This window comes from Tepidimonas taiwanensis, from assembly GCF_020162115.1.
Lineage (GTDB): Bacteria > Pseudomonadota > Gammaproteobacteria > Burkholderiales > Burkholderiaceae_C > Tepidimonas > Tepidimonas taiwanensis.
Window position 1 is genome coordinate 2498216 of sequence record NZ_CP083911.1, and the last position, 26052, is coordinate 2524267.

The window sequence follows — 26052 nt, forward strand, 5'->3', positions numbered from 1 at the left end:
GGCGGGCAACGGGGCGCGGGCGGGTCGGCGCGCACCCGGGCAGCCCCAAGCGGGCCCGTCACGGCGCGAGCGTCTGGCGCACCGCGTGCTCCCACTGCGCCAGGCGTGCCTCGGCCTGGTCGCGCGGCAGCGTCGGGTAAAACGTGCGCGCCGCGCGCCAGCGCTGGCGCAGCTCGTCGAGCCCGCGGTACACGCCGACCTGCAACCCCGCCAGGTACGCTGCCCCCAGCGCCGTGGTCTCCGTCACCACCGGGCGCACGACGGGGATGCCCAGCAGGTCGGCCTGCATTTGCATCAGCAGGTCGTTGACGCTGGCGCCGCCGTCCACGCGCAGCTCGGCCACCGGCACCCCGCCGCCCGCCTGCGCGTCGCGGTTCATCGCCTGCAGCAGCGCCGCGCTCTGGAACGCGATGCTCTCCAGCGCCGCGCGCGCGATGTGCGCCACCGTCGTGCCGCGCGCCAGGCCCACGATGGTGCCGCGCGCGTGCGGCGCCCAGTACGGCGCACCCAGCCCGGTGAAGGCCGGCACCACGACCACGCCGCCCGCATCCGGGACGCTGGCGGCCAGCGCCTCCACCTCCGCACTGCGCGAGATCGCGCGCAAGCCGTCACGCAACCACTGCACGACAGCGCCGCCGACAAAGACGCTGCCCTCCAGCGCATATTGCGGCCGCCCGTCCGGCTGCGCGGCAGCGGTGGTGATGAGGCCGTTGGCGCTCGCCTGCGGCTGCGCGCCCGTGTGCATGAGCAGAAAGCAGCCCGTGCCGTAGGTGTTCTTGGCCATGCCCGGCTCGAAGCACGCCTGCCCGAACAGCGCGCTTTGCTGGTCCCCCGCGACACCGCCGATCGGGATCGGCGCGCCGAGCAGCGCGGCCGCCGTCACGCCAAACGGCGCGCACGACGGCAGCACGCGTGGCAACACCGCGGGCGGAATGTCCAGCGCCGCGAGCAGCGCCTCGTCCCAGGCCTGGCGGTGGATGTCGAAGAGCAGCGTGCGCGACGCATTGCTGACGTCGGTCGCGTGCACCGCCCCGCCCGTCAGCTGCCACAGTAGCCACGTGTCGATGGTGCCAAACGCCAGCTCGCCGCGTTCGGCGCGCGCCCGCGCGTTGGGGACATGATCGAGCAGCCAGCGCAGCTTGGTCGCGGAAAAATACGGGTCCAGCCGCAGCCCGGTGCGCGCGCGCACCGTCTCCTCCAGCCCTTGCGCGCGCAGCGCCGTGCACAGCGGCTCGGTGCGCCGGTCCTGCCAGACGATCGCGGGCGCGAGCGGCTCGCCACTGCGCCGGTCCCACAACACGGTGGTCTCGCGCTGGTTGGTGATGCCGATGGCGGCGATGTCGCGCGCCGACAACCCCGCGGCGTGCAGCGCCTCGCGCGCCGTCGCCAACTGCGTCTCCCATATCTCGCGCGCGTCGTGCTCCACCCAACCCGACTGCGGATAGCGCTGCGTGAACTCGCGCTGTGCCAGCGCGACGACGCGCCCGTCCTCGTCGAAGACGATGCTGCGCGAGCTGGACGTGCCCTGGTCGAGCGAGAGCAAATAGGGCATGGGGTCTCCCGAGTCGGTGTTGTGGTCGTGTTGAATCGCTCGCGCGCCGCCCGTGTCACCAGCGGTGCGGCGAGCGGACTCGACGCAGCGTCCGCGCCGGCTGGCGCGGATGGGCTACAGCAGACTCAGCGCCTTGCGCACGATGCGCGCGCTGTAGTGACGCGCCACGTCGCGCATAAAGGCCTGGAAGTCCACGTGCGCCTCGTCGTCGGCGCGGTCGGATATGGTGCGCACCGCGGCAAACGGCGTGCCGTAGTCCCAGCACACCTGCGCCACGGCGGCACTTTCCATGTCCACGGCCAGTGCCTCCGGGTGCTCTTCGCGCAGCGTCTGCGACTCCGCCGCGCTGGTGATGAAGCGGTCACCGCTGATGATGAGCCCGCGGTGCACCGTGGGGCGGTGCAGGCCGAAGGTGCGCAGCGTCTCCTCGCTCACCAGCTTGGGCAGCCAGGTGACGGCGTCGCGCGCCGCTTCCTCCAGCACCTGCGCCAGCACGAGGTCGGCGTCGAAGTGCATCTTGCCGGTGCCGGGCACCTCCCAGCGCGGAAACAGCGGCGCGGCGCTCAGGTCGTGCTGCAGGTAGCGCGCGCCCACCACGACGTCGCCGACCTCGGCCCCGAGGGCCAGGCCGCCGGCGACGCCGGTGAACAGGATGTGCTGCGGCGCGAAGCGCTCGTGCAGCACGGTGGCCGTGGTGGCGGCTGCCACCTTGCCAATGCCGCTGAGCACGGCCACCACGTCGTGTCCCTGCAAGTGACCCTGCCAGAAGTCGCGCCCCGCGACGGCCACTTTGCGCTCATCCGGCATGAGCTGCAGGATTTCCGACAACTCATCATGAAGGGCACTGATGACAGCGACACGAGCCATGGCAGAGACTCCGGGACAAGGTTACTTCTTGTCCCGCAATTCTCGCCGCAAAATCTTGCCCACGGGCGTCTTGGGCAGCTCGGTGCGGAACTCGATCACCTTCGGCCGCTTGTAGCCGGTCAGGCGCGCCTCGCAGAACTCGCGGATGTGCGCCTCGGTCAGCGCTGGGTCTTTCTTGACGACGACGAGCTTGACCGCCTCGCCCGAATGCTCGTCGGGGATGCCCACCGCCGCGCACTCGAGCACGCCTTCGCACTGCGCCACGACGTCTTCGATCTCGTTGGGATAGACATTGAAGCCCGACACCAGGATCATGTCCTTCTTGCGGTCCACGATCTTGAAGTAGCCGCGCTCGTCCATCACCCCGATGTCGCCGGTGCGGAACCACCCGTCGGCCGACAGCACCTTGGCGGTCTCGTCAGGACGCTGCCAGTAGCCGGCCATCACCTGCGGCCCGCGAATCGCGATCTCGCCCGGCGTGCCCATCGGGACCTCGTTGCCGTCGTCGTCGATACAGCGCAGCTCGGTGCTCGGGATCGGCATCCCGATGGTGCCGGAAAACTCCTTGGCCGTCACCGGGTTGCAGCAGGCCGATGGACTCGTTTCCGACAGGCCATAGCCCTCGCAAATGGGGCAGCCCGTTCGCTCCAGCCAACGCTTGGCCACCGCCGCCTGCACCGCCATGCCGCCGCCCAGCGACACGCGCAGGTTGCGCCAGTTGACGGTGTCGAAGTCCGGATGGTTGAGCAACGCATTGAACAGCGTGTTCACGGCCGGGAAGCTGTGGAACGTGTGGTTGCGCAGCTCCTTGAGCACCGCCGGGATGTCGCGCGGGTTGGGGATCAGCACCGTCTTGCCCCCGGTGCGCATGCCCAGCATCATGTTCACCGTGAACGCGAAGATGTGGTAGAGCGGCAGCGCACAGATCGCGGTGGGCTGCTCGCTGGGGGGAATGGTCTTGCGCGCCGGCGCTTCCCACGCTTCGGACTGAAGCACGTTGGCGATCAGGTTGCAGTGCAACAGCACGGCGCCCTTGCTCACACCCGTCGTGCCGCCCGTGTACTGCAGCACGGCCACGTCGTTGGGGCCGACGTCGGGTTGCGTGAACGGTGCCTGGCGCCCGCGCGCCAGCGCCGTGTTGAAGCGCACCGCGCCCGGCAGCTCGAACGGCGGCACCAACTTCTTGACGTGGCGCACGACGAGATTGACGATCAGCCCTTTGGCGCCGAGCAGATCGCCCATCGCGCACAGCACCACGTGCTGCACCGGCGTGGCGGCGATGCACTGCTGCAGTGTGTGCGCAAAGTTCTCGATGATGAAAATCGCCTTCGCGCCACTGTCCTTGAGCTGGTGCTCCAGCTCGCGCGCGGTGTAGAGCGGGTTGACGTTGACCAGCACGTAGCCGGCGCGCAGGATGGCCGCCACCGCGATCGGGTACTGCGGCACGTTGGGCATCATCACCGCGACGCGGTCGCCGCGCTGCAGCCCGAGGCTTTGCAAATACGCCGCCAGCGCGCGCGAGGCCTCGTCCACCTGCCGATAGGTCCACTCCTTGCCTAGAAAGCTGTACGCAGGCCGCTCGGCATACTTGCGGAAACTCTCCTCCATCAGCGCGACCAGCGACCGGTACTGACCGGGGTCGATCTCGGCGGGAACGCCCGCGGGATAGTGCTTCAGCCAGGGTTTGTCAGCGGCGGTCACAGTGCTCATGGGGTCTCCTATCCTCGGTGTCGGGTCGCGCCGGCCTGACGGGAGGCTGACGCGCTGTCGGCATTATTCCCCAAAGCCCCGCGGTCCGGTGCCGCAATCAGGGTTTTTCCGAACGACCGTTCGCTCCATCTGGCGGGTGGGCGACAGATACGCCGCCCAGCGCCCACGTCACTTCAACTGCAGCGCATACATGGCGCTCCAGACACGCGCATACGCGCCATGCAGCGCGCGATCGGTCACGCTGTCCTTGAAGTTGTCGTAATCGATCGATAACAACCGCTGGGCGATCGCCTCGGCCACCCGCTGACGCGGCACGGCGGCCCGCCAACGGTAGTCGGTGTGGCGGGATTCGCGCACCGCCACGCCGGGAAAGACGCGCTCGATATCGCCCGCGCGGCGCGCCCGCACCAGCAGGTGGTCAGGCGGGCAGTCCTTGGCGACGATGGACAGAAAGGCGTCGTTGAGACAGATCCACATCGGTCGATCCTTGCGGTCATGACGGGGCACGCAGATGCTGATGCAGCAACTCGAGCACCTTTTGATCGTAGGGCGACGTCAACAGCGCGTGTGCCTGCGCCAGCGGGGCCAGGTGCACGGCCTGGCTTTCCCACCCCATGTCGGCAGGCGATCCCGCCTCCCGCTGCGCCAGGTAGTAGCGCGTGCGCGTCGTGGTGCGATCGACGTCACCCAACCAGGCGATGATGCGCGCCTTCAGACCCGACTCCTCCCACGCCTCGCGGATGGCGTTGGCCTGTGGCGACAGCCCAGGTTCGACGCGTCCTTTCGGAAACGTCGTCTGATAGCCACCGAAGGCGTTGGTGGGAGATACCAGCCACACACGCCCGTCGGGCTCACGCATCACCAAGCCGGAAGCGAGCTTGCGGCCGGACGTTGCGATAGCCAGCTCAGGTTCGCCGAGCTGCTGTTGCCCATCGATGGCCTGCCACGCGTGGGGCTCGCGCGGCGCGTGCCAGCTTTGCAGCGGCACCCCATTGAGGGTAGCCACGGGAAGTGCCACCCCGGGCGTCACGGTCACTGTGGCGTCGGGGTCGTCCCACCCCTGCAAACGGGCCGTGTGCGGGTGCTGTATCCATACCGTTTGGCCTTTGGGCCCCGGCTGGGGGTGCGCAATGGGAGGCATGACCTATGACTGAAAAGCAATAAGGGAACACGAAACAAAAACGCGTCGATCAGTGCGACGAACCCGTAGAGGCAGCTTTCTGTTGCGCCCACAAAGCATCGGCGATTTCGGCCAATGACAGTTTTGGGTCATCCTCGAATCGCACGTACAGGGGTGCTTGCACAGTCTGATCCTTGTTTAACCCCATCACCTTTTTGTACAGCTGATTCAGCGACGGGAAATATTCACCGGTCTTGAGCCAGCGATAACCCGAGGCACCATCGTAGACAATGACGCGATCCTCCGCCGGCACTCCTTGTAAATATCCGTGCGCATCGAGCAGCAGCCGTGCGCCCGGCTGGAGTTTCCCCGCCTGTAGAAGCAACGTCTGCGTTTTGGGGCGTTTTGGTTTGATCTCGTCCGACTCGACTTGTTTTTGTCTGGCCCGCACCAGAAAATCTTCCTCCAGCGGCAGCGGAAAAATCTTGTCGAGGTGCAGCACCTCCTGCCCTGCAATGCTGTACCGGGCTAATTGGTGGCATTCGATCGTAACCCCGTGACCCTGGGGCTGTGCAGGTGTGATATAGCGAGACAGCCAGTTGACCGTGGTCAACAACTCGCTGCTGACGACGTCGGACACCAAAACGATGGTGATGCGCTCGCTGTCAAAAAACACGGGGCTTTCGGCCGTTTCACTGTCCGCATAGCCCAAGTGTGCGGCGAGCTCGGCGCGCCACTGCACAGCGCTCCATCCCGATGGCTTTCCACCTTTTTTAATTTGGAATTGGAGCGACTGCTCTTCAATGACATGACTGGGCAGCACCGAGAGCAAGGCCGCGTAACGCAATGCCTGCAATTCCGCGTGGGCATCCGCTTGTGCACGCTTGAGCTCGATGACGACCAAACCGCCTGCCTCATCGCACGCCAGGATATCGATGCGCCGCTTGCTGTCCTCCCACCCGTTGAACTCGGTCGCCAACAGCTTGAAACCGCGTTGGGGGAAAAACGCATCCAGATTGAACGCGATCAAATCGCGGTAGCGCTCTTCCTTTTGCGCAGACAAGCCGTCTTGTGCGGCATCCAGCGGCACGCTTTTGATTTCGGCGGCATCCTGCGCGGTCTGCACCTGAACCAGCGGCATTTTAATATCTCCTTGACTGCCGCTGGCATTTTAATGTATCTGCCCGCCTACTCGATTGCCTTGACGATGTCCTCCACGACTTTCTTGGCGTCGCCGAAGACCATCATCGTCTTGTCCATGTAGAACAGTTCGTTGTCCAGCCCGGCATAACCGGCGGCCATCGAGCGCTTGTTGACGATGACGGTGCGGGCTTTGTAGGCCTCCAGGATCGGCATGCCGTAGATGGGGCTGCCCTTTTGCAGCGCGGCGGGGTTGACGACGTCGTTGGCACCCAGGATCACCGCGACGTCGGTCTGGCCGAATTCTGCGTTGATGTCCTCCATCTCGAACACCTGGTCATACGGAATCTCGGCCTCGGCCAGCAGCACGTTCATGTGACCGGGCATGCGGCCCGCCACCGGGTGAATGGCAAATTTGACGCCAATGCCTTTTTCGGTGAGCTTTTGCGCCAGTTCCTTGACCGCGTGCTGCGCGCGCGCGACCGCGAGGCCATAGCCGGGCACGATGATGACGCTTTCGGCGTTGGAGAGGATGAAGGCCGCGTCGTCGGCGCTGCCGCTCTTGACGGTGCGTTGCTGCTGCGCACCCTGGGCGCCGCTTGCCGCGTCACCGCCGAAGCCGCCCAGGATGACGTTGATGAACGAGCGGTTCATCGCCTTGCACATGATGTAGCTCAGGATCGCGCCCGAGCTGCCCACCAGCGACCCGGCGATGATGAGCATGGGGTTGTTCAGCGAAAACCCGATGCCCGCGGCCGCCCAGCCGGAGTAGCTGTTGAGCATCGACACCACCACCGGCATGTCGGCGCCGCCGATGGGGATGATGATCAGCACGCCGAGCACGAAGCTCAGCGCCGTCAGCACCGCAAACGCCGTCCAGTTGCCGGTGAATGCGAACACCAGCCCGAGCACGATGACCGCAAGGCCCAGCGCCAGGTTGAGCCAGTGCTGCCCCGCGAAGACCACCGGCGCGCCCTGGAACAGCCGGAATTTGTATTTGCCCGAGAGCTTGCCGAAGGCGATGACCGAGCCGCTGAAGGTGATGGCGCCCACCGCCGAGCCGAGGAAGAGCTCGATGCGGTTGCCAAAGGGCACCTCACCCCCTTTCGGCGCGAGGTCGAAGGCCCACGGCTCCGCCACCACGGCGATGGCGATGCACACCGCCGCCAGGCCGATCATGCTGTGCATGAAAGCGACAAGCTCCGGCATCTTGGTCATTTCCACGCGCTTGGCCATGACCGCGCCGATGACGCCGCCGACCACGAGCCCGAGCGCCACCCAGGCCAGGCCGCTGACCTCGTCGAGCGCCATGCGGTCGGCCAGCGTCGTGATCAGGCCCACGGTGGTGACGATGGCGATCGCCATCCCCACCATGCCGAAGACGTTGCCGCGGATGGAGGTGGTCGGGTGGCTCAGGCCCTTGAGCGCCTGGATGAAGCAGACGCTGGCCACCAGGTACAGCAGGACGACAACGTTCATGCTCATCGGGCGGCTCCTTCACCGGCGGCGCCAGCCTTGCGCTCTTTCTTCTTGAACATCTCCAACATGCGGCGCGTGACGAGAAAGCCGCCGAACACGTTGACCGCGGCCAGCGCCACGGCCAGCACGCCCATCGCCTTGGCCAAGCCGGTTTCGGTCAGCGCCGCCGCCAGCATCGCGCCGACGATGACGATGGCCGAAATCGCGTTGGTCACCGCCATCAGCGGCGTGTGCAGCGCGGGCGTGACGTTCCACACCACGTGGTAGCCCACGTAGATGGCGAGCACGAAGATGATCAGGTTGACGATAACCGGACTGAGCATGTCCATGCCGAGGTCTCCTCTGGAAAGGTCTGACTTACCGAATGGCTTGGATGCGATTGCCCGGGCCCAGCAACACCACCCGCGGCCGGTGGAGCCGGGCATGCTCCTCGCTCATCGGGGCATAGGTGCAGATGATGAGCAGGTCACCGACTTGCGCTTTGCGCGCGGCCGCGCCATTGAGCGAGACGGTGCCGCTGCCGCGCGGGGCTTTGATGATGTAGGTGGAGAAGCGCTCACCGTTGTTGACGTTGTAGAGCTCGATGTATTCGAACTCGCGCATGTCGGCCGCGTCGAGCAAATCTTCGTCGATGCCGCAACTGCCTTCGTAGTGCAAGTCGGCCTCGGTCACGGTGGCGCGGTGGAGTTTGGCGCGCAGCATCACGCGCTGCATCGGCGCAGAGTTCATGTGCGCGTCACCTCCCCGTTGTGCGTGACCCGGCACGCCGCCACGATTTCGTCCTCGAGGTTGATGTGCAGCGCCCCTTCCTTGGTCAAGATGAGCCGCAAGAATTCGAGCACGTTGCGCGCGTACAGCGCGGAGGCGTCGGCAGCCACCATGGCCGGCAGGTTGGTGTGCCCGACGATCGTGACGCCGTGCACCGTGACGACCTGGTCCGGAACGGTCAGCGGGCAGTTGCCCCCGGGCTGACCGTGCGGGCCCACCGGGCCGCGGCCAGCGGCGATGTCGACGATGACCGAGCCGGGCTTCATCGACTGCACCATCTCCTCGGTCACGAGGGTGGGCGCGGGCCGGCCCGGGATGAGCGCGGTGGAGATGACCACGTCCGCCTGGGCAACGCGCTTGGCGACCTCGGCTTTTTGCCGATCCAACCAGCTCTGCGGCATCGGGCGCGCGTAGCCGCCCACACCCTGCGCGCACTCGCGCTCCTCGTCGGTCTCGTACGGCACGTCGATGAACTTGGCGCCCAGCGACTCGACCTGCTCCTTGACGGCGGGGCGCACGTCGGACGCCTCGATCACCGCGCCCAGCCGCTTGGCGGTCGCGATGGCCTGCAGGCCCGCCACCCCCACACCCAGCACCACGACACGCGCGGCCTTGATGGTGCCGGCCGCCGTCATCAGCATCGGAAACAGCCGCTGGTAGTGGTTGGCCGCGAGCATCACGGCCTTGTAGCCGGCGATGTTGGCCTGGCTGGAGAGCACGTCCATGCTCTGGGCGCGCGTGGTGCGCGGCGCCGCCTCCAGCGCGAACGCGGTCAGGCCGACCGCGGCCATGCGCTGCAGCCCGTCGGCGTCGAAGGGGTTGAGCATCCCGACCAGCGTTGCGCCGGGCCGCATCAGCGCCAGCTCGTCCGCGCTGGGGGCACGGACCTTGAGCACGAGCTCGGCGCCGAACGCCGTGGCCGCGTCCACGATCTCGGCCCCGGCGGCGCGGTAGGCGTCGTCGGTTGCGCTGGACGCCACACCCGCACCGCCCTGCACCAGCACCGCGTGGCCCTGGGCCACGAGTTTCTTGACCGTCTCCGGGGTCGCGGCGACCCGGGTCTCCAGTGCCGCCGTCTCGGCGGGCACGCCGATGCGCATAGGGTTCTCCTCACTCTCGTTGTCGTGCGGGGCCACCGGACCGCCGCGACCGCGGCGGCACCGGCGCGGTGCCCCTGCTGATCGACAGCGTAACCGGTTTTGCGCCGCGCCACCATCGCCGGGCCGACAGTTGCGGATCGGGGATAACCCGTAGCGGCGGTGCGCGGAGGACCGCAAACGGCGCCCAGTTGCCCGCAAATATAAGCGATGAACGATGCTTGCGCGCCGCCCCGTGAACCCCGCCGCGCGCGCCCGCGCCGGATAATGGCGCGATGGACACGCGTTGGAAACCGAGTGTGACGGTGGCGGCGATCATCGAGCGCGACGGCCGCTACCTGCTGGTGGAGGAGCACACGCCGGAGGGGCTGCGGCTGAACAACCCGGCCGGCCACCTGGACCCGGGCGAGGGCCCGATCGAGGCCTGCGCGCGCGAGGTGCTGGAGGAAACGGCGCACGACTTCACGCCGACCGCGTTGCTGGGGGTGTACCTGTCGCGCTTCCAGCGCGCGGCGACCGGCGAGGACGTGACCTACTTGCGGCTGGCGTTCACGGGCCCGCTGGGCGAGGCGGTGCCGGGCCGCGCGCTCGATGACGGCATCGTGCGCACGCTGTGGCTGACGCTGGACGAGGTGCGCGCGAGCCGCGACCGACACCGCAGCCCGCTGGTGCTGCGCTGCATCGAGGACCACGCCGCCGGGCGGCGGCTGCCGCTGGAGGCCATTTACACCGACCCTTCGGTCCTGGGCGGAAGATAGTAAGAAACCGGGTAGCGGCACCCGCCCCCCGCGTGTGGGTACGTGGCGGTATCGCGGGGTACTGCGGTCCGCTCGTGGTGCGCTCGTGCCGCGTGTCCCGCCAGCCATCGTACGACGACCCTCGGCGGTGCCCGCGCTTGTGATCGACGCCGTCAAATGTGCGGCAGCACATAGTCGGGCCAGATGCCTGTGCGCCGCACCGCGGCCATGACGTCCAGCCCCGCGCTGGCCCCCTGCCCGACGACCCAGGCGGCGTCGAACCCCATCGCCTGCGCGCCCAGCACGTCGGTGTGCAGCGTGTCGCCCACCATCAGCACGCGCCGCGGATCACCGCGGTAGCCGGCCTTGGCCAGCGCCAACTGGAAGATGGCTGCGTGCGGCTTGCCAAACGCCTTCGGCACCACGCCCGTGGCGCGCTGCAGATCGGCCGCCCACCAGCCCGGCTCCAGGCTGAACGCGTCCTCGCGCGGCGCGACGAGGTCCGGGTTGCCCACCCACACCGGGCGCGGGTGCCGGCGCAGGCTGTCGCACAGCAGCGCCTGTCGGTGGGGCGTCCAGTGGTCGCTGCCCAGCAACACGAACCCCTCGGCCGCGTCGTACGCCGCGGGGTCGTCGAGCAGCCGGTGGTGCGGCGTCGGCAGATCGTCCAGCGGCCCGTCGTCCGGTGCCATCACCCCCATGCGCGCCCCCGCGTGCGCGTGCCAGTGCGCGAGCAGCGCCTCGCGGCTGCTGACCAACGTCTCCGCGGTAAAGCCCATGCCCAGCCGCTGGTATTTGGCGACCAGCCGCGGCAGCGGCACGCTCGCGGCGTTGCTCACCATCAGCACGGTTTTGCCGGCCGCGCGCAGCGCCTGCAACCGCGCGGACGCGTCCGGGATCGCGCGCTCGCCCAGATTCAGCACGCCAAAGGCGTCGAACAGGAAGAGGTCGTAGGCGTCGGTCAGCGGCGCGAGGTCGGGCAGCGGGCGCAGCGGCCGCTCGCCCACCGCGCGCGGGAGCTGGTCGCGCACGCGCTCGTAGGCCGCGAGCACCTGCGCCGGCGTCGTCGGCGGCCCGCCGCCGTCAACCGTGGCCATGCGCCCCCACCGTCAACACCGCCAACGCCGTCAAAGCGGCGGTTTCGGTGCGCAGCACGCGCGCGCCCAGCGACACCGGCTGCCAGCCGGCAGCGCGCAGCGCCGCTTCCTCGGCGTCGGTGAAGCCCCCTTCCGGCCCCAGCACGACCCGGCAGGCGGCCGCGTCAAGGGGCCAGTCGTGCAACGGCCGCGCGCCGGCAGCCAGCGACAGGAACGCGCCGGGCAGCGCCACGTCCGCCGCGGCCTGGGCCAGCCAGTCGGCGAACGCGCGCACCGGGTGCACCGGCGGCACGCGGTTGCCCCCGCACTGCTCGCACGCGGCCACGGCCACCGCCTGCCAGTGCGCCACCTTTTTGTCCGCGCGCTCGCCACTCAGGCGCAACACGCTGCGCGCGGTCACCAGCGGTTGGATGCTGGCCACGCCGAGCTCGGTCGCCTTTTCGACGAGCCAGTCCATGCGCTCGTTGGCCGGCATGCCCACGGCCAGGTGCACGGCACGTGCCGGCTCGCGCTCGATGGCGACGTGTTCACCCACCTGCACGGTCACGGTCTGGCGGCCCATCGCGGTCACCGTGGCGCGCCATTCGCCACCATGCAGCGGGTCGCCAAAGAGCGTGAGCGCATCGCCCGGCTGCAGGCGCAACACCTGCACGTGGCGGCTCGCCGCCGGCGGCAGCGCCACGGTCTGGCCGGGCTGCAGGGCCTCGGGGTGGTGGATGCGCGGCGCGGCCACGGCGCGTCAGGCGGGGCGCCCGAAGGCGTAGGCCACCGGCGCCTCGATGCCCTCGACCGCGTCGATGAGTTGCAGCAGCGGCGCCAGCTCGCGGTAGCGCGCGGCGGTGTGGCGGATGTAGCCGATGAAGCGCGGCGCGTCGGCCAGATACGCGGGCTTGCCATCGCGCAGCGTCAGGCGCGCGAAGATCCCGGCGACCTTGAGGTGCCGCTGCAGCCCCATCCACTCGACCGCGCGGTAAAACGCCCCAAAGTCCTGCGCCCAGCCCTCGGCGTCCATCAACCCGGCGCGGCGCGCGGCCTCCCAATAGCGGATCGTCACGTCCAGCACCACTTCCTCGTCCCAGCTCAGGAACGCGTCGCGCATCAGGCTGGCGATGTCGTAGGTCAGCGGCCCGTGCACCGCGTCCTGGAAGTCGAGCACGCCGAGCCGCCCATCAGGCCGCGCCGGGTCGAAGCCGCCGTGCGGCAGCATCAGGTTGCGCGGCATGTAGTCGCGGTGCACCCACACGGTGGGCTGCGCCAGCACCCGGCGCACGATCAGGTCGAACGCCGCCTGCAGCGTCTGCCGCTGCGCCTCCGTCAGCGTCAGCCCCTTGTGGCGACCGAGGTACCAGTCCGGAAAGAGCGCGAGCTCGCGCCGCAACAACGCCTCGTCGTACGGCGGGAGCTCGCCCGGGCGGCTGGCGCGCTGCCAATCGACGAGTGCCGCGATCGCGTCCTTGAAGTAGGGCAGCGCGGCGTCCGGCCGCGTGGGGTCGAGCGCCTGTAGCAATGTGCGCTCGCCTAGGTCGGTCAGCAGCAAAAAGCCCTGCGCCTCGTCCCACGCCAGCACCTCGGGCACGCGCACGCCCGCCGCGCGCATCAGCGCCGCGACGCGCACGAACGGCCGGCAGTCCTCGTGCGCCGGCGGGGCGTCCATGACGATGCACGTGCCGCCGCCGTGCGCACCCGCACGGTCGATGCGGAAATAGCGGCGAAAGCTCGCGTCCGCGCTGGCCAAGCGCAGCGTCTCGGGCCGCAGGCCGTGCGCGGGCGCGACACGGTGCAACCAGTGCGCGAACGCGGCCGCGCGCGCGGGATCGGCCCAGGCGATCGTCATGTCGGTCGTGGCGGGAGTGCTCATGGATAATCGGCGGGATTCTACGGACAACCGCCTTCGCCCCGCCCATCGCGCCCATGCGTCTCCCGGCCCGCCCCCCGCTCCCCCGCCGCGTGCCCGTGCCGCGCGCTTCGCTGCGCGGTGGCCGGTGGATGGGGTGGCTGGGGTTGGCCGCCGGGGTGGCCGGGGCCGCCGGGGCGCAGCCGCTGGTGCTGGAGCCGTCGCTGACGCTGCAGGAGCGCCTGCCGCCCACCGTGCAGGGGAAAACGCCGACCGTGGTGGAGGGGGCGCGCATCCACGGCCGCACTGACGAGCGCACCGTGGTCGAAGGCGGCGCGGTGCTGCGCCGGCACGACGTGACGCTGCGCGCCGAGCGGCTGGAGCACACGACCGCCGACGACACCGCGGTCGCCAGCGGCGGCGTGCGGGTCAACCGCCAGGGCGACGTGTACGAGGGCGATCGGCTGCAGCTCAAACTCGACACCTTCGAGGGTCGATTCGACAACGTACGCTTTCAGTTTTTGCGCACCGGCGGGCAGGGTGAGGCGAGCCGGGTGGACTTCCTCGACGAGCACCGGGCCGTCGCGCACGACGTGAAATACAGCACCTGTGAGCGCCCGCCCGGGGGCCGCTGGGCGCCGGCGTGGGCCGTGACGGCGGACCAGGTGCAATTCGACCAGACCACCGACACCGGGGTGGCACTCGGCGGGCGGCTGGAGTTCCAGGGCGTGCCGATATTGGCCGCACCGTGGATCAGCTTCCCCCTGTCGGATGCGCGCAAAAGCGGCGTGCTGCCGCCAACCCTGAACTTGGACAGCCAAAGCGGCTTCGAGACCACCGTCCCGTACTACTTCAACCTCGCCCCGAACCGCGACGCGACGCTGTACCCGACGCTGATGACCAAGCGCGGGCTGGACCTGGGGGGCGAATACCGCTACCTGGCGCGCACTTACGCCGGACAGCTGCGCGGGGCGTGGATGGGCAACGACCGGCTGCGCGACCGCGACCGCTGGGCCTACGCGCTTCAGCACCAGCACGCGCTGCCCGAGCTCGACTGGCTGCCGGGGGCCGGGCTGCGGCTCAACCTCAACCGCGTCAGCGACGACGACTACTGGCGCGACTTCCCGCGCACCAGCGTGATCACCAACCTCGCGCAGCGGCTGCTGGCCAACGAGGTGGCGCTCAGCGGCGGCAGTGGCCCGTGGTCGTACAGCTTGTTGGCGCAGCGCTGGCAGACGCTCGGGGCGGCCTCGACGCTGGTACCCGCCAATGCCGAGCAGATCGTCGCGCCGTACGACCGGCTGCCGTCGCTGGCACTGCGCTACCAGCCCGGAGCGCTGACGCTGGCGGGGCTGGACGGCTGGCGGCTGCAGGCTGAGCTGGACGTGACGCGGTTTGCGACGCGGCGCACGCCCACCGTCTGGGACGGCGTCTCGGCAGGGGACCAGCGTACCGATCTCGATGGGACGCGGGCGCTGGGCGTGCTGCGGCTGAGCCGCCGCTGGGAAGCCCCTGGTTGGTACATCGAGCCGCGGCTGCAATGGCACGCGCGGCAGTACCGCTTCGAGCAGCCACTCGGCGACGGGCGGCAGCAGGTATCGGTTGCGCTGCCGACGGCGTCGGTGGACGCGGGGCTGATTTTCGAGCGCGACACCCGGCTCTTCGACCGTGCCGTCGTGCAGACGCTGGAGCCGCGCGTGGTGCTGAGCACCACGCCGTACCGCGACCAGCGGCTGCTGCCGGTGTACGACAGCGCCGCCTACGACTTCAACCTGGCAACGATCTTCTCGTCCAACCCGTACGGCGGCCACGACCGCATCGCCGATCTGCAGGCGATCACCTACGGCGTGACGAGCCGGCTCTACGCCCCCGACAGCGGCGCGGAGCTGGCCACCGTCGGGCTGGCGCAGCGGCTGCGGCTGCGCGACCAGCGCGTGACGCTGCCCAACGAAGGTGCCGCCGCCGAGGGCCGCAGCGACATCCTGATCGGTGCCACCGTCAACTGGACGCCGCAGTGGTCGTTCGGGGGCACGTGGCAGTACAACGTGGCGCGCCGCACCTCGGTGCGCACGCTGCTGTCGGCGCGCTACCTGCCGGGGCCGTACCGGGTGCTCAGTGTCGCCTACCGCAACAACGAAACCACCGCGGCCCCCAGCCGCCAGCTCGACATCGGCTGGCAATGGCCGCTGGCGGCGCTGTGGGGCGAGCGCGACCTCACCCCCGTGCCGGGCCGCGCGCTCGGGCCCCAGCAGTGGTACGGGGTCGGGCGCCTCAACTACAGCCTGACCGACCGGCGCATCGTCGACCTGGTCGCCGGCTTCGAATACGACGCGGGTTGCTGGATCGGCCGCGTCGTCGTGGAGCGGCTGCAGCAGAGCCGCACCAGCGCCAACCAGCGCATCCTGTTCCAGCTCGAGTTTTCCGGCTTCTCGCGCCTGGGCAGCAACCCGCTGCAGACCCTGCGCACGCAGATACCGCGCTACCAGTACCTGCGCGAAGACGTCAACCCCCCCAGCCGCTTCCAACGCTATGAATAGCCCGACGCCCCTTGCCCGTGCCGCGCTGCCCCTTGCCCGTGCCGCGCTGCCCCTGCTGTGCGCGGCCCTCCTGGCCATCCCCGGCGCCCCCGGCTTCGCGCAGCCCCGCACCGCGGCCGCGGCAGTCAGCGCCGACCACATCGTCGCGCTGGTCAACGGCGAGCCGATCACCGCGTCCGACGTGCGCGCGCGGCTGGCCCGCGTCGAGCGCGGCGCGGCACCGACCCCGGCCGAGCGCGCGGCGCTGGCGCGCGAGGCGCTGGAGCAGCTGATCGACGAGCGCGTGCTGCTGCAGTGGGCCCAGGACAGCGGGATCCGGGTGGACGACGCCGCGGTGGACGCCGCCGAGGCCGAGGTGGCCCGGCGCAACGGGCTGTCGGTCGAGCAGCTGCGCCAGCGCCTGCCGCAGGCGGGGCTCACGACCACCACCTTCCGCACCCAGCTGCGCAACGAACTGACGCTGCAGCGGCTGCGCGAGCGCGAGGCCAACCGTGCCCGCGTGACCGAGGCGGACATCGACGCTTTCCTGCGCGAGCGCCAGGGCAGCGCCGCCCCGGCGCGCATCGCGCTGGAGCTGGCGCAGGTTCTGATCCCGGTGCCGGAAAACGCGGGGGCGGAGGAGGTCGCGCGCGCCCGGGAACTCGCGGACGAGGTGGCCCGGCGCGCCCGCGCGGGTGAGGACTTCGCGGCGCTGGCGCAACGCCACTCGAAAGCCCCGGAGGCGGCCAACGGCGGGCGCCTGGGCCTGCGCCCGGCGGACCGCTACCCGACGCTGTTCTGGGAGGCGGTGCGCCCGCTGCGCGCGGGCGACGTGGCCGGGCCGCTGCGCAGCGGGGCCGGGTTCCACGTGCTCAAGGTCCTGACCAAGCGCGACGCGGAACTGCCGGACCCGACGGTGACGCAAACCCGCGTGCGCCACATCCTGCTGCGCGCCACCGATGAAGCAAGCCAGCGTGTGGCCGCCGACCGGCTGCGCGCGTTGCGCGAGCGCATCGTCAGCGGGCAGGTGCGCTTCGAGGACGCCGCGCGCGAGGTCAGCGAAGACACGTCGGCGCGTGACGGTGGGGCGCTCGGCTGGGCCGTGCCGGGCCTGTTCGTGCCCGAGTTCGAACAGGCGATGGACGCGCTCGCCCCCGGCGAGGTGTCGGCGCCGGTGGCCTCGCGCTTCGGCGTGCACCTGATCCAGGTGCTGGAGCGGCGCGAGGTCGAACGCAGCCCGGCCGAGATGCGCGACGCGGTGCGCGCGCTGCTGCGCCAGCGCAAGGCCGAGGAAGCCATCGCCGACGCGCTGCGCGAACAGCGCGGCCGGGCCTACATCGAATACCGCGAGCCGCCGCAGTGACCCGCGCTCACCCCCCCTTGGGCGACGCGCACGGGCACCGCGCCCGCAAGCGCTTCGGCCAGCATTTCCTGACCGATCCGGCGGTGATCGACGCCATCGTGCGCGCGATCGACCCCGAGGCCGGCGACTGCGTGGTGGAAATCGGCCCGGGTCTCGGGGCGCTGACGCAGCCGCTGGTCGAGCGATTGCAGCGGCTGACGGTCGTCGAGCTCGACCGCGACCTCGCGGCGCGCCTGCGCCGCCACCCGCAGCTCGACGTGGTCGAGGCGGACGTGCTGACGGTGGACTTCGGCGCGCTGGCCGACCGCTGTGCGGCTGCCGCGGGCGCGGTCGGGACGGGCGACGCGGTCGGGCAAGCCGCGCCGGGGAGCCGCCGCGCCCGGCTGCGCGTCGTCGGCAACCTCCCGTACAACATCTCCACGCCGATCCTCTTTCACCTGCTGCGCTGGGCGGACCGGGTGCGCGACCAGCACTTCATGCTGCAAAAGGAGGTGGTCGACCGCATGGTCGCCGCGCCAGCCACCGCCGCCTACGGGCGGCTCAGCGTCATGCTGCAGTGGCGCTACGCGATGGAGGCGGTGCTCGGCGTCCCGCCCGAGGCGTTCGATCCGCCCCCGAAGGTCGACAGCGCCGTCGTGCGCATGGAGCCGTGGGCGCAGCCGGCCGCGGTGGACGCGGCGCTATTGGAAGAACTGGTGCAGGTGGCGTTTTCGCAGCGGCGCAAGCTGCTGCGCCACACGCTGGGGCGTTGGCTGGACGCGCGCGGCTACGGCGGCGCGTTCGACCTGCAGCGCCGCGCCGAGGAAGTGCCCGTGGCCGAGTACGTGGCGCTGGCGCGGGCGCTGCAGCCCGCGCCGACGGGCGATCAGGCGGCGCTGAGCCAGTAGCCGGCGTTGAACGGGCTGCTCATGCGCAGCGCCTGCGGGCTGACGTCGACCAGCTTGTCGGTCAGCAGCGGCTCGTCGCACGATTCGAGGTCGGCGGGCTTGGGCGCGCGCGCCACCGAGAACGAGTAGAAGCAGCGGAACGGCACCTTGCGCTCGGCCCAGAAATCCGCCACGTCACGGAAGACGTCGAGCAGCTGCTCGCGCGCCTCCTTGTCGAACTTGGGGCTGGTCGGGATGTGCTCCAGCACGACGACGAAGCCGGTTTGCGGGCCCGACTTGTGCACCGCGTCCGTCAGCAGATCGTAGAGCGCGTCCAGGTTCTTGCCGTTGTGCGGCGGGAGCTGATACTGCTTGGAGATCAGCTCCAGGATGTCCTGCTTGTTCAGCGCCGTGGCCAGGTTGGCGTACAGAAAATGGTGGCCCAGCGCTTCCGCCGCGGCCTGCAGGTCCTTGACCGTGAAGGCGCGGATCGACTGGACGATATTGGGTCGCACGTTGCGCAGCGGCTGTTCCATGGTCGTGAGGCGAAAAGAAGCAAGAAAAGGTCTAAAGGTCCGGCGCTGCCGTCACGGCACGATGCGGCGAAAACTCGCGTAGTGGTCGGCCGTGTAGTAGCAGGCGTCGGGCGTGGTCGGCTGCCACCCCCCGCAGACGATGCGCCGCGCGCCCCGGTGCGTCAGCCCGGGCGTGGGCACCGTGTATTCACGGTAGTACCCGCGCTTGTTCGGCGGCAGCAATCGCTCGCGGTTAAAGAACACCGTACCGTCCTTGTCATACGGAAAGGGCCCCCCCTGGTGGATGCGGCGCCAGACGGTGCGCGCCTCGGGCGGCAGCTCGGCCAGCGCGACCGTTGCCATCGCTACGGCGTCGGCCGCGGGCGCGTCGCTGCGGGCCAGGGCCGCCGCCGGTGTGCCCCACAGCACCCCCGCCAGCAGCCACGCCACCGCGGCCGCCAGCCAGCGACCGACACCGCCCGCCGACCCGCGCCGGCGCCACCCGTCACACCACCGATCCACGCTTGGGGTAAACCCTGAAATCAAGCGCGCAAGTGTGCCCGAAGCACCGCGCGATTGCAAGATCTTGACAGACCCTCGGGTTTGTGGTGCGGCACCACAGGCCGATGCCACGGCATCAGGGCTCGCCCGGCATCACGCTGGTCGCACTTCGGGTGCCACCGGCATCGTCCGCTCCAAGCGAACCCGCCGACGCCCCCACAGCCCGCGGGCCGACGTTGGCCTCGGCCACCGTCAGCGCCGTCATGTTGACGATGCGCCGCACGGTGGAGCTCGCCGTCAGGATGTGCACCGGCTTGGCCACGCCCAGCAGCATCGGGCCGATCGCGATGTTGCCGCCCGCGGCGGTCTTGAGCAGGTTGTAGGCGATATTGGCCGCGTCGATGTTGGGACAGACGAGCAGGTTGGCCTCGCCGGTGAGCGTGCTGCGCGGCATGATCGCCGCGCGCATGGCGGCGTCGAGCGCGACGTCGCCGTGCATCTCGCCGTCCACCTCCAGCCACGGCGCCTGTTCGCGCAGCAGGGCCAGCGCCTGACGCATCTTGACGGCGCTCGGGTGGTCGGACGAGCCGAAGTTGGAGTGCGACAGCAGCGCCGCCTTGGGCGTGATGCCAAAGCGCATGATTTTGCGCGCGGCCATCTGCGTGATTTCGGCCAGCTGCTCGGCGCTCGGGTCGTGGTTGATGTGGGTGTCGACCAGAAACACCTGCCGCCCGGGCAGCAGGATCGCGTTCATTGCCGCGTACACGTGCGCGCCAGGGCGTTTACCGATCACTTGGTCGATATAGTTCAAGTGCATGGTCGGCACGCCCCAGGTGCCGCAGATGAGCCCGTGCACGTCGCCGTGACGAAGCAGCATCGCGCCGATGAGCGTCAAGCGCCGACGCATCTCGATCTTGGCCATCTGCTCGGTGACGCCGCGGCGCTCCATCAGGCGGTGGTACTCCTGCCAGAAGGTGCGGTAGCGGTGGTCGTACTCGACATTGACGACGTCGTAGTCCACGCCCTCGCGCAGGCGCAGGCCAAACTTTTCGATGCGCTGCGCGATCACCGCGGGGCGGCCGATCAGCGTCGGCCGCGCCAGCCCCTCGTCGACCACCACCTGCGCGGCGCGCAGCACGCGTTCCTCCTCGCCCTCGGCGTAGGCAACCTTTTTGTGCTGCGCGCGCTTGGCAATCGCGTACACCGGCTTCATCAGCGTGCCGGAGGCGAAGACGAAGCTCTGCAGCCGCTCGCGGTAGGCGTCCAGGTCGGCGATCGGGCGCTGCGCGACGCCGCTGCGCATCGCCGCTTCGGCCACCGCCGGGGCGATCTTGATCATCAGCCGCGGATCGAACGGTTTGGGGATCAGGTATTCCGGCCCAAACGCCAGCGTTTCACCGGCGTACGCCTGCGCCACCACCTCGCTCTGCTCGGCCTGCGCCAGCTCGGCGATCGCGTGCACGGCGGCGATCTCCATCTCGTCGGTGATGGTGGTCGCGCCCACGTCCAGCGCGCCGCGGAAGATGTACGGAAAGCACAGGACGTTGTTGACCTGGTTGGGGTAGTCGCTGCGCCCGGTGGCCATGACCGCGTCGTCGCGCACCGCGCGCACCTGCTCCGGCAGGATCTCGGGCGTCGGGTTGGCCAGCGCGAGGATGAGCGGCCGCGCGGCCATGCGCGCCACCATCTCCGGCTTGAGCACGCCGCCCGCCGACAGCCCCAGGAACACGTCCGCGCCCTCGATCACCTCGGCCAGCGTGCGCGCGTCGGTCTTCTGCGCGAACTGCGCCTTGTCCGGGTCCATCAGCTCGGCGCGCCCCTCGTAGACGACGCCGGCCAGGTCCGTCACCCAGATGTGCTCGCGCGGCAGCCCGAGCTTGACCAGCAGGTTCAGGCAAGCCAGCGCCGCTGCACCCGCCCCAGACGTAACGAGCTTGACCTGCTTCAGGTCCTTGCCCACCACCTTCAGCCCGTTGAGGATGGCCGCGCCGACGACGATCGCGGTGCCGTGCTGGTCGTCGTGGAAGACCGGGATCTTCATGCGCTCGCGCAGCCGGCGCTCGACGTAGAAGCAATCCGGGGCCTTGATGTCCTCCAGGTTGATGCCACCGAAGGTGGGCTCCAGCGCGGCGATGATGTCGACGAGCCGGTCCGGGTCCTTCTCGTTGATCTCGATGTCGAAGACGTCGATGCCGGCGAACTTTTTGAACAGCACCGCCTTGCCTTCCATCACCGGCTTGGCCGCCAACGGCCCGATGTCGCCCAAGCCGAGCACCGCCGTGCCGTTGGTGATGACCGCCACCAGGTTGCCGCGGCCGGTGTAGCGGAACGCGTCGGCCGGGTCGGCGACGATCGCCTCGCACGGGGCGGCCACACCCGGCGAATAGGCCAGCGCCAGGTCACGCTGGTTGGACAGCGGCTTGGTCGCCGCGATCGCCAGCTTGCCGGGGGTGGGGTATGCGTGATAGTCGAGCGCGGCGCGCTGCAACTGCGCGCGCTTGTCCGATGCAGATTCCGTCATGTTCATTTACTCCAGCGAGCGGACGCCCAGCGCTGCGGGCAGATCCGCCAAATTGTCGCGGAGACTTCTACTCCAGCGCGTCTACTCCAGGGACGGCCGCCCCATTGTAGGGGTCGACCGCCGCGACACGCCTCCACGCGCGAGCCCAGTCCCCGGCGCAGACGAGACCATTGCCCCGCACTCGTCACGGGTGGAAAACCGCAACGGGCAAGAACGGGGGGGCGTACGATGCACGACGGCCCGGGCACCCCATCCCGATCGCGCCGTGTCCACCCGCGGTGGTCCGACGTCCCGGGTATGGCGCCTATTGCTCAGGGCCCAAAGATGGCATTGGGCAGCGCCAAGCTGATGGCGGGCACGTACGTCACCAGCACCAGGAACAGCAGCAGCACCGACAACCACGGCAACGCCGCCCGCACCACCTGCACGATGCTCATGCCCGTGATGCCGCTGGTGACAAACAGGTTCAGTCCCACGGGCGGCGTCACCATCCCGATTTCCATGTTGACCACCATGATGATGCCCAGGTGAATCGGGTCGATGCCCATCTGGGTCGCGATCGGGAACAGAATCGGGGCCAGGATCAACACGATCCCGGTGGGCTCCATGAAATTGCCAGCCACCAGCAACAGGACGTTGACCACCAACAAGAACATCCACGGCGACATGCCCGAGGCCAGGATGTGCTCGGCAATCGTCTGCGGAATGCGTTCGGTCGTCAGCACGTGCGCAAACAGCAACGCATTGGCCACGATGAACATCAGCATCACCGAGGTTTTGGCCGACTCCACGAAAACGCGCGGCAAGTCGCGCCACCGCAAATCGCGGTAGATGAACATCGCGACCAGCAGCGCGTAAACGGCAGAAACCGCGGCCGCCTCGGTGGGGGTAAAGATACCCCCGTAGATGCCCCCCATGATGATGACGAGCAGCATCAAGCCCCAGGCCGACTCGCGCAGGGTACGCAGCACCTCGGTAACGGACGCGCGCGGTGGGTGCGTGATTTGCAGACGTCCCGCCCGCCACCATACGGCCACCATCAGCATCAGGCCCAGCAGAATGCCTGGCACTACCCCCGCCATGAAGAGACGCCCCACGGACACCTCGGTCACTGCGGCGTACACCACCATCACGATGGAGGGCGGGATGAGGATCCCCAGCGTGCCCGCATTGCAAATCACCCCCGCCGCAAACGCTTGCGGGTACCCCGCACGCACCATGCCGGCAATCACGATGGAACCAATCGCGACGACCGTCGCGGGACTGGAGCCCGATACCGCCGCAAAGAGCATGCATGCCAGAATCGACGCAATCGCCAGCCCGCCGCGCAAGTGGCCAACGGCCGCGATGGCAAAGTTGACCATGCGCCGCGCCACCCCGCCGGTGCTCATGAGGTTACCGGCGAGCACGAAAAACGGGATGGCCAGCAGCGTGTAATGCTCGCTGGTTTCGAACAGCTTGATGGAGAGCGACGCCAGCGAGTCCTGCGAGAACAACGCGATCGTCACCAAACTGGCCAACCCCAGGCTGACGGCGATCGGGATGCCCATCAGCATCAGGGCGAACAGTGTCGCAAACAAGACGGCCGTGCTCATGCGCGATTCTCCTCCTGGGCACGCAGTTTCAGCGCTTCGGCCGACTCATCGGCCAAGTGCAGACTATCGAGCCGCCCGCTCCACAACCCCCACAACACCTGCACAAACCGCCAGGCCAACCAGGCAAACCCCAGCGGCAACACGATCAACACCTGCCAGCGCTCAATGGGCAGGTCCTCTAGCTCCACGCCGATGTCGCGCATCTTGAGCACGTATTCGCTGGAGCCGACCAGCACCAGCGCGCAATACCCCAAGCACAGCAGCACCGCCACGATCGAGACGGCGCGGCGCGGGCCGCGACCGAGCAGCCGCACCACGGCATCGACCCCGATGTGCGCGCCCACGCGCACCCCATAACCCAGCCCGGCAAAAATCATGAAGGCAAAGAAGACGCTGGTGAGCTCCTGCGCCCAAGTCAGCCCAGTGTTGAACACATAGCGCAGCACCACCTGCACGAACGTCAGCGCCGTCATGGCGGCCAGCAAGACGCCAATGACCCACTCCTCCAGTCGATCGAACCACTTCATCTCTGCATGTCCTCGGAACGGGGTGCAAGAACCCCCCGCGTCGCCGCCGCACGCGCGGCGACGCGGAGGCCTTCGCCCATGCACAGGGAGATCCGGCTGATCAGCGGTTGGACGCCAGCGCCGCGTCGATGACGTCCTTGCCGATCTCAGACTCGAACTTTTTCCACACTGGCAGCATCGCCTCGCGCCACGCGGCGCGCTGCTGCGGCGTGAGCTGAATGACCTGCGTCTTCTTGTCGGCGATGACCTTGGCACGGAAGTCGTCCGTTTCCTTGGCCGCCACCTCGTTGCCGTAGGCGATGGCCTCTTTCATGGCGGCTTCCAGCCCTTGGCGGATATCGGCCGGCAAACCATTCCACCACTTGGCGTTGGTGATCACCATGTAGTCGAGCACGCCGTGGTCGGATTCCATGATGTACTCTTGTACCTCGTGGAACTTCTTGCTGTAGATGTTGGACCAGGGGTTTTCGGTGCCGTCCACCACACCGGTTTGCAGCGCCTGATAGACCTCTGAGAAAGCGATTTTCTGCGGCACCCCCCCGACCGCCTTGAATTGCGCCTCCAGCACGTCCGAGGCCTGGATGCGGAACTTGAGCCCCTTGGCGTCGCTGGGCAGGTACAACGGCTTGTTGGCTGATAGCTGCTTCATGCCATTGTGCAGGTACCCCAACCCCAGGATCCCTTTCTTCTCCATCGAGCGCAGCAGCTCCTGGCCCTTCGGACTGGCCTGGAAGCGGTCCACCGCGGCCATGTCCTTGAACAGGAAAGGCAGGTCGAACACCTGCAGCTTGGGCGTGTACTTCTCGAATTTGGCGAGCGAGGGTGCGATGATGTGCACGTCGCCCAGCAGCAGCGCCTCCATCTCCTTGCCGTCACCGAAGAGCTGGCTGTTGGGGAAGACCTGCACCTCCACCTTGCCCGGCAGTTTCTTTTCGGCCAGTTCCTTGAACTTGAGCGCCGCCTGACCCTTGGGGGTCACGTCCGCCACCACGTGGCTGAATTTGACAACGATCGGCCCAGCCGACGACGCCACCGCAAAACCCAGCGCCGCCGCGCCAAGCAACAGTTTCCACACTTTCATCGCAGTTGCTCCTTTGTGACCCACATGACTTGCGCGGCGCAGCCCAGTCGCGCTGCCCGCGGCGCGCGAACCTTATCGCCAGAGGGAGCAACGCCACAACTGTGGCGTTCCACATTCGGGAAAACCCTAGGCTTGCGCCCGCTCCCGCATTGCCCGTACCCAACGGGGCCCGATGCGGGCGGCCAGCGCATCATCGGCCGGGGCCATCGCTTGCCGCAGCGCCTCCCGCTCCTCCGGACTGGGATAGTGGAGCTGGATCCGGCCATCGTCGCGCAAGGCCTGCAAGGCCCGCTGCTCTTGCTGCAAGGCCATCGCGTTGCCAAAGGCGATGGCATCGGCGAGCGCGACCTCGATGAGGCGACGCTCCGGCTGTGGCAGGTGCGCCCAAAATGTCGCATTGGCCACGACCGCGTAGCCCAGGTAGCCGTGCGCGCTCAGTGTGAGGTGACGCTGCACCTCGTGCATGCGACCCGACCAAAAGTTGGTCAGCGGATTCTCCGTGCCGTCCACCACGCCGCGGGCCAAGGCATGACGCGTGGCCGCAAAGTCCATCATCACGGGGTATGCACCCAGTGCACGCATCTGGGCCGCGATCGTCAGCGACGGTTGCACCCGCATGCGCAGCCCGCGATAGTCACGCGGCTCGCGCAAGGGATGGGTGCGGGCGCTCATGTGCTTGAAGCCGTTGTCCAAAAAGCCCAGACCCAACAATCCATGGCGTTGCAGCGGCTCGAACAGCTCGCGCGCCCACTCACCCTCCACCACACGCCGCACCGCGGCGCGGTCGGCGAACAAAAACGGTAAATCGAACAGCTCGAACACGGCCGTGCCCAAACGCCCAAACTTGGACAGCGACGGGATCAACAACTCCACGGCCCCCCACTGCAGTGCCTCCAGCTCGTCGGCGTCGCTGTAGAGCGAGCCGTTCGGATACACATCCAAAACGACAGCCCCCTCGCTGCGTTGCGCCAGCAACGCCTGCAGCCGGGTGGCCATCAAGCCCTTGGGCGTATCGGGCGCCACCACGTGCGCCAGCCGCAAGCGCAGGCGCGGCTGCGCCCGCAGTACGGCAGGCCCCACTACCCCCGCCACGCCCACCGCCACCGTCCAGCGGCGGCGCGTCAGACCTCGAGAGCCGTGCGGTGCGACCATGCAGCGTATGCTAT

The 26052-nt window shown here is 68.8% G+C and carries 23 protein-coding genes and 1 pseudogene; 4 read left to right on the top strand and 20 right to left on the bottom strand.

The window, feature by feature from the left end; all coding sequences use genetic code 11:
* Positions 1-58: 58 nt before the first annotated feature.
* The 10 genes from glpK to LCC91_RS11855 form a co-directional block, all read right to left on the bottom strand.
* Entirely contained in the window at positions 59-1552 is a 1494-nt protein-coding gene (gene glpK, locus LCC91_RS11810) for a glycerol kinase GlpK (RefSeq protein ID WP_043699447.1), read from the bottom strand.
* 114 nt (positions 1553-1666) lie between these two features.
* Entirely contained in the window at positions 1667-2419 is a 753-nt protein-coding gene (locus tag LCC91_RS11815; RefSeq protein ID WP_043699445.1) for a 5'-methylthioadenosine/adenosylhomocysteine nucleosidase, read from the bottom strand.
* Between the two features lie 21 nt (positions 2420-2440).
* Complete coding sequence (locus tag LCC91_RS11820) at positions 2441-4129, bottom strand: long-chain-fatty-acid--CoA ligase (RefSeq protein WP_043699443.1); 1689 nt, start codon at positions 4127-4129, stop codon at positions 2441-2443.
* Positions 4130-4297: 168 nt separating this feature from the next.
* Positions 4298-4606 carry a hypothetical protein gene (locus tag LCC91_RS11825; RefSeq protein WP_043699441.1) on the bottom strand — a complete coding sequence of 103 codons (309 nt, stop codon included), beginning with the start codon at positions 4604-4606 and terminating at the stop codon, positions 4298-4300.
* Positions 4607-4622: 16 nt separating this feature from the next.
* Entirely contained in the window at positions 4623-5135 is a 513-nt protein-coding gene (locus LCC91_RS11830; protein ID WP_224440942.1) for an NUDIX hydrolase, read from the bottom strand.
* A 184-nt stretch (positions 5136-5319) separates the two neighbouring features.
* Positions 5320-6390 (bottom strand): endonuclease NucS domain-containing protein, encoded by a 1071-nt coding sequence (locus tag LCC91_RS11835; protein WP_058616667.1) that lies wholly within the window; start codon positions 6388-6390, stop codon positions 5320-5322.
* Positions 6391-6437: 47 nt separating this feature from the next.
* The gene (locus LCC91_RS11840) at positions 6438-7874 is read right to left on the bottom strand and encodes an NAD(P)(+) transhydrogenase (Re/Si-specific) subunit beta (RefSeq protein WP_058616668.1); all 1437 of its coding nucleotides are present in this window, start codon (positions 7872-7874) and stop codon (positions 6438-6440) included.
* Positions 7871-8197: an NAD(P) transhydrogenase subunit alpha gene (locus LCC91_RS11845; protein WP_043698762.1), complete on the bottom strand. Its 327-nt coding sequence runs from the start codon at positions 8195-8197 to the stop codon at positions 7871-7873. The genes LCC91_RS11840 and LCC91_RS11845 overlap by 4 nt, the downstream gene beginning before the upstream one ends.
* Before the next feature lie 28 nt (positions 8198-8225).
* Positions 8226-8582 (bottom strand): aspartate 1-decarboxylase, encoded by a 357-nt coding sequence (gene panD, locus LCC91_RS11850; protein ID WP_043698785.1) that lies wholly within the window; start codon positions 8580-8582, stop codon positions 8226-8228.
* A gap of 11 nt (positions 8583-8593) precedes the next feature.
* On the bottom strand, positions 8594-9736 hold the full coding sequence (locus LCC91_RS11855; RefSeq protein WP_043698760.1) for a Re/Si-specific NAD(P)(+) transhydrogenase subunit alpha: 1143 nt from the start codon (positions 9734-9736) through the stop codon (positions 8594-8596).
* A gap of 272 nt (positions 9737-10008) precedes the next feature.
* On the opposite strand from LCC91_RS11855, the gene LCC91_RS11860 reads away from it, so the two are divergent.
* Entirely contained in the window at positions 10009-10491 is a 483-nt protein-coding gene (locus LCC91_RS11860) for an NUDIX hydrolase (protein ID WP_043698758.1), read from the top strand.
* A 152-nt stretch (positions 10492-10643) separates the two neighbouring features.
* Here the strand turns inward: LCC91_RS11860 and LCC91_RS11865 are convergent, their stop codons facing one another.
* From LCC91_RS11865 to LCC91_RS11875, 3 genes are read right to left on the bottom strand one after another with little or no spacing between them, the layout of a single operon-like run.
* Positions 10644-11567, bottom strand: a complete 924-nt coding sequence (locus tag LCC91_RS11865) for an HAD-IIA family hydrolase (RefSeq protein ID WP_052231377.1) — start codon at positions 11565-11567, stop codon at positions 10644-10646.
* Positions 11554-12300 carry a 16S rRNA (uracil(1498)-N(3))-methyltransferase gene (locus LCC91_RS11870; protein WP_052231376.1) on the bottom strand — a complete coding sequence of 249 codons (747 nt, stop codon included), beginning with the start codon at positions 12298-12300 and terminating at the stop codon, positions 11554-11556. Before LCC91_RS11870 ends, LCC91_RS11865 begins: the two co-directional genes overlap by 14 nt.
* A 6-nt stretch (positions 12301-12306) precedes the next feature.
* Entirely contained in the window at positions 12307-13425 is a 1119-nt protein-coding gene (locus LCC91_RS11875; RefSeq protein ID WP_043698756.1) for an aminoglycoside phosphotransferase family protein, read from the bottom strand.
* A gap of 95 nt (positions 13426-13520) precedes the next feature.
* On the opposite strand from LCC91_RS11875, the gene LCC91_RS11880 reads away from it, so the two are divergent.
* The 3 genes from LCC91_RS11880 to rsmA are packed head-to-tail and all read left to right on the top strand — an operon-like array spanning position 13521 to position 18167.
* Positions 13521-15938, top strand: a complete 2418-nt coding sequence (locus tag LCC91_RS11880; protein ID WP_156137208.1) for an LPS-assembly protein LptD — start codon at positions 13521-13523, stop codon at positions 15936-15938.
* The gene (locus LCC91_RS11885) at positions 15931-17280 is read left to right on the top strand and encodes a peptidylprolyl isomerase (RefSeq protein WP_043698752.1); all 1350 of its coding nucleotides are present in this window, start codon (positions 15931-15933) and stop codon (positions 17278-17280) included. The genes LCC91_RS11880 and LCC91_RS11885 overlap by 8 nt, the downstream gene beginning before the upstream one ends.
* Positions 17277-18167 (top strand): 16S rRNA (adenine(1518)-N(6)/adenine(1519)-N(6))-dimethyltransferase RsmA, encoded by an 891-nt coding sequence (gene rsmA, locus LCC91_RS11890; protein WP_224440943.1) that lies wholly within the window; start codon positions 17277-17279, stop codon positions 18165-18167. Before LCC91_RS11885 ends, rsmA begins: the two co-directional genes overlap by 4 nt.
* 119 nt (positions 18168-18286) lie before the next feature.
* Here the strand turns inward: rsmA and LCC91_RS11895 are convergent.
* From LCC91_RS11895 to LCC91_RS11925, 7 genes and pseudogenes are all read right to left on the bottom strand, one after another.
* Positions 18287-18682 (bottom strand): annotated as a pseudogene (locus LCC91_RS11895) (barstar family protein); the annotation flags it as partial.
* A 51-nt stretch (positions 18683-18733) separates the two neighbouring features.
* Entirely contained in the window at positions 18734-19123 is a 390-nt protein-coding gene (locus LCC91_RS11900; protein WP_043698779.1) for a ribonuclease domain-containing protein, read from the bottom strand.
* Between the two features lie 175 nt (positions 19124-19298).
* On the bottom strand, positions 19299-21683 hold the full coding sequence (locus LCC91_RS11905; protein ID WP_185974930.1) for an NADP-dependent malic enzyme: 2385 nt from the start codon (positions 21681-21683) through the stop codon (positions 19299-19301).
* Positions 21684-21994: 311 nt separating this feature from the next.
* On the bottom strand, positions 21995-23278 hold the full coding sequence (locus LCC91_RS11910) for a TRAP transporter large permease (RefSeq protein ID WP_043698746.1): 1284 nt from the start codon (positions 23276-23278) through the stop codon (positions 21995-21997).
* The gene (locus tag LCC91_RS11915) at positions 23275-23805 is read right to left on the bottom strand and encodes a TRAP transporter small permease (RefSeq protein WP_043698745.1); all 531 of its coding nucleotides are present in this window, start codon (positions 23803-23805) and stop codon (positions 23275-23277) included. The genes LCC91_RS11910 and LCC91_RS11915 overlap by 4 nt, the downstream gene beginning before the upstream one ends.
* Positions 23806-23905: 100 nt before the next feature.
* Complete coding sequence (locus LCC91_RS11920; protein WP_043698742.1) at positions 23906-24886, bottom strand: TRAP transporter substrate-binding protein; 981 nt, start codon at positions 24884-24886, stop codon at positions 23906-23908.
* A gap of 126 nt (positions 24887-25012) precedes the next feature.
* Positions 25013-26038: a DctP family TRAP transporter solute-binding subunit gene (locus tag LCC91_RS11925; RefSeq protein WP_052231374.1), complete on the bottom strand. Its 1026-nt coding sequence runs from the start codon at positions 26036-26038 to the stop codon at positions 25013-25015.
* Positions 26039-26052: the final 14 nt, after the last annotated feature.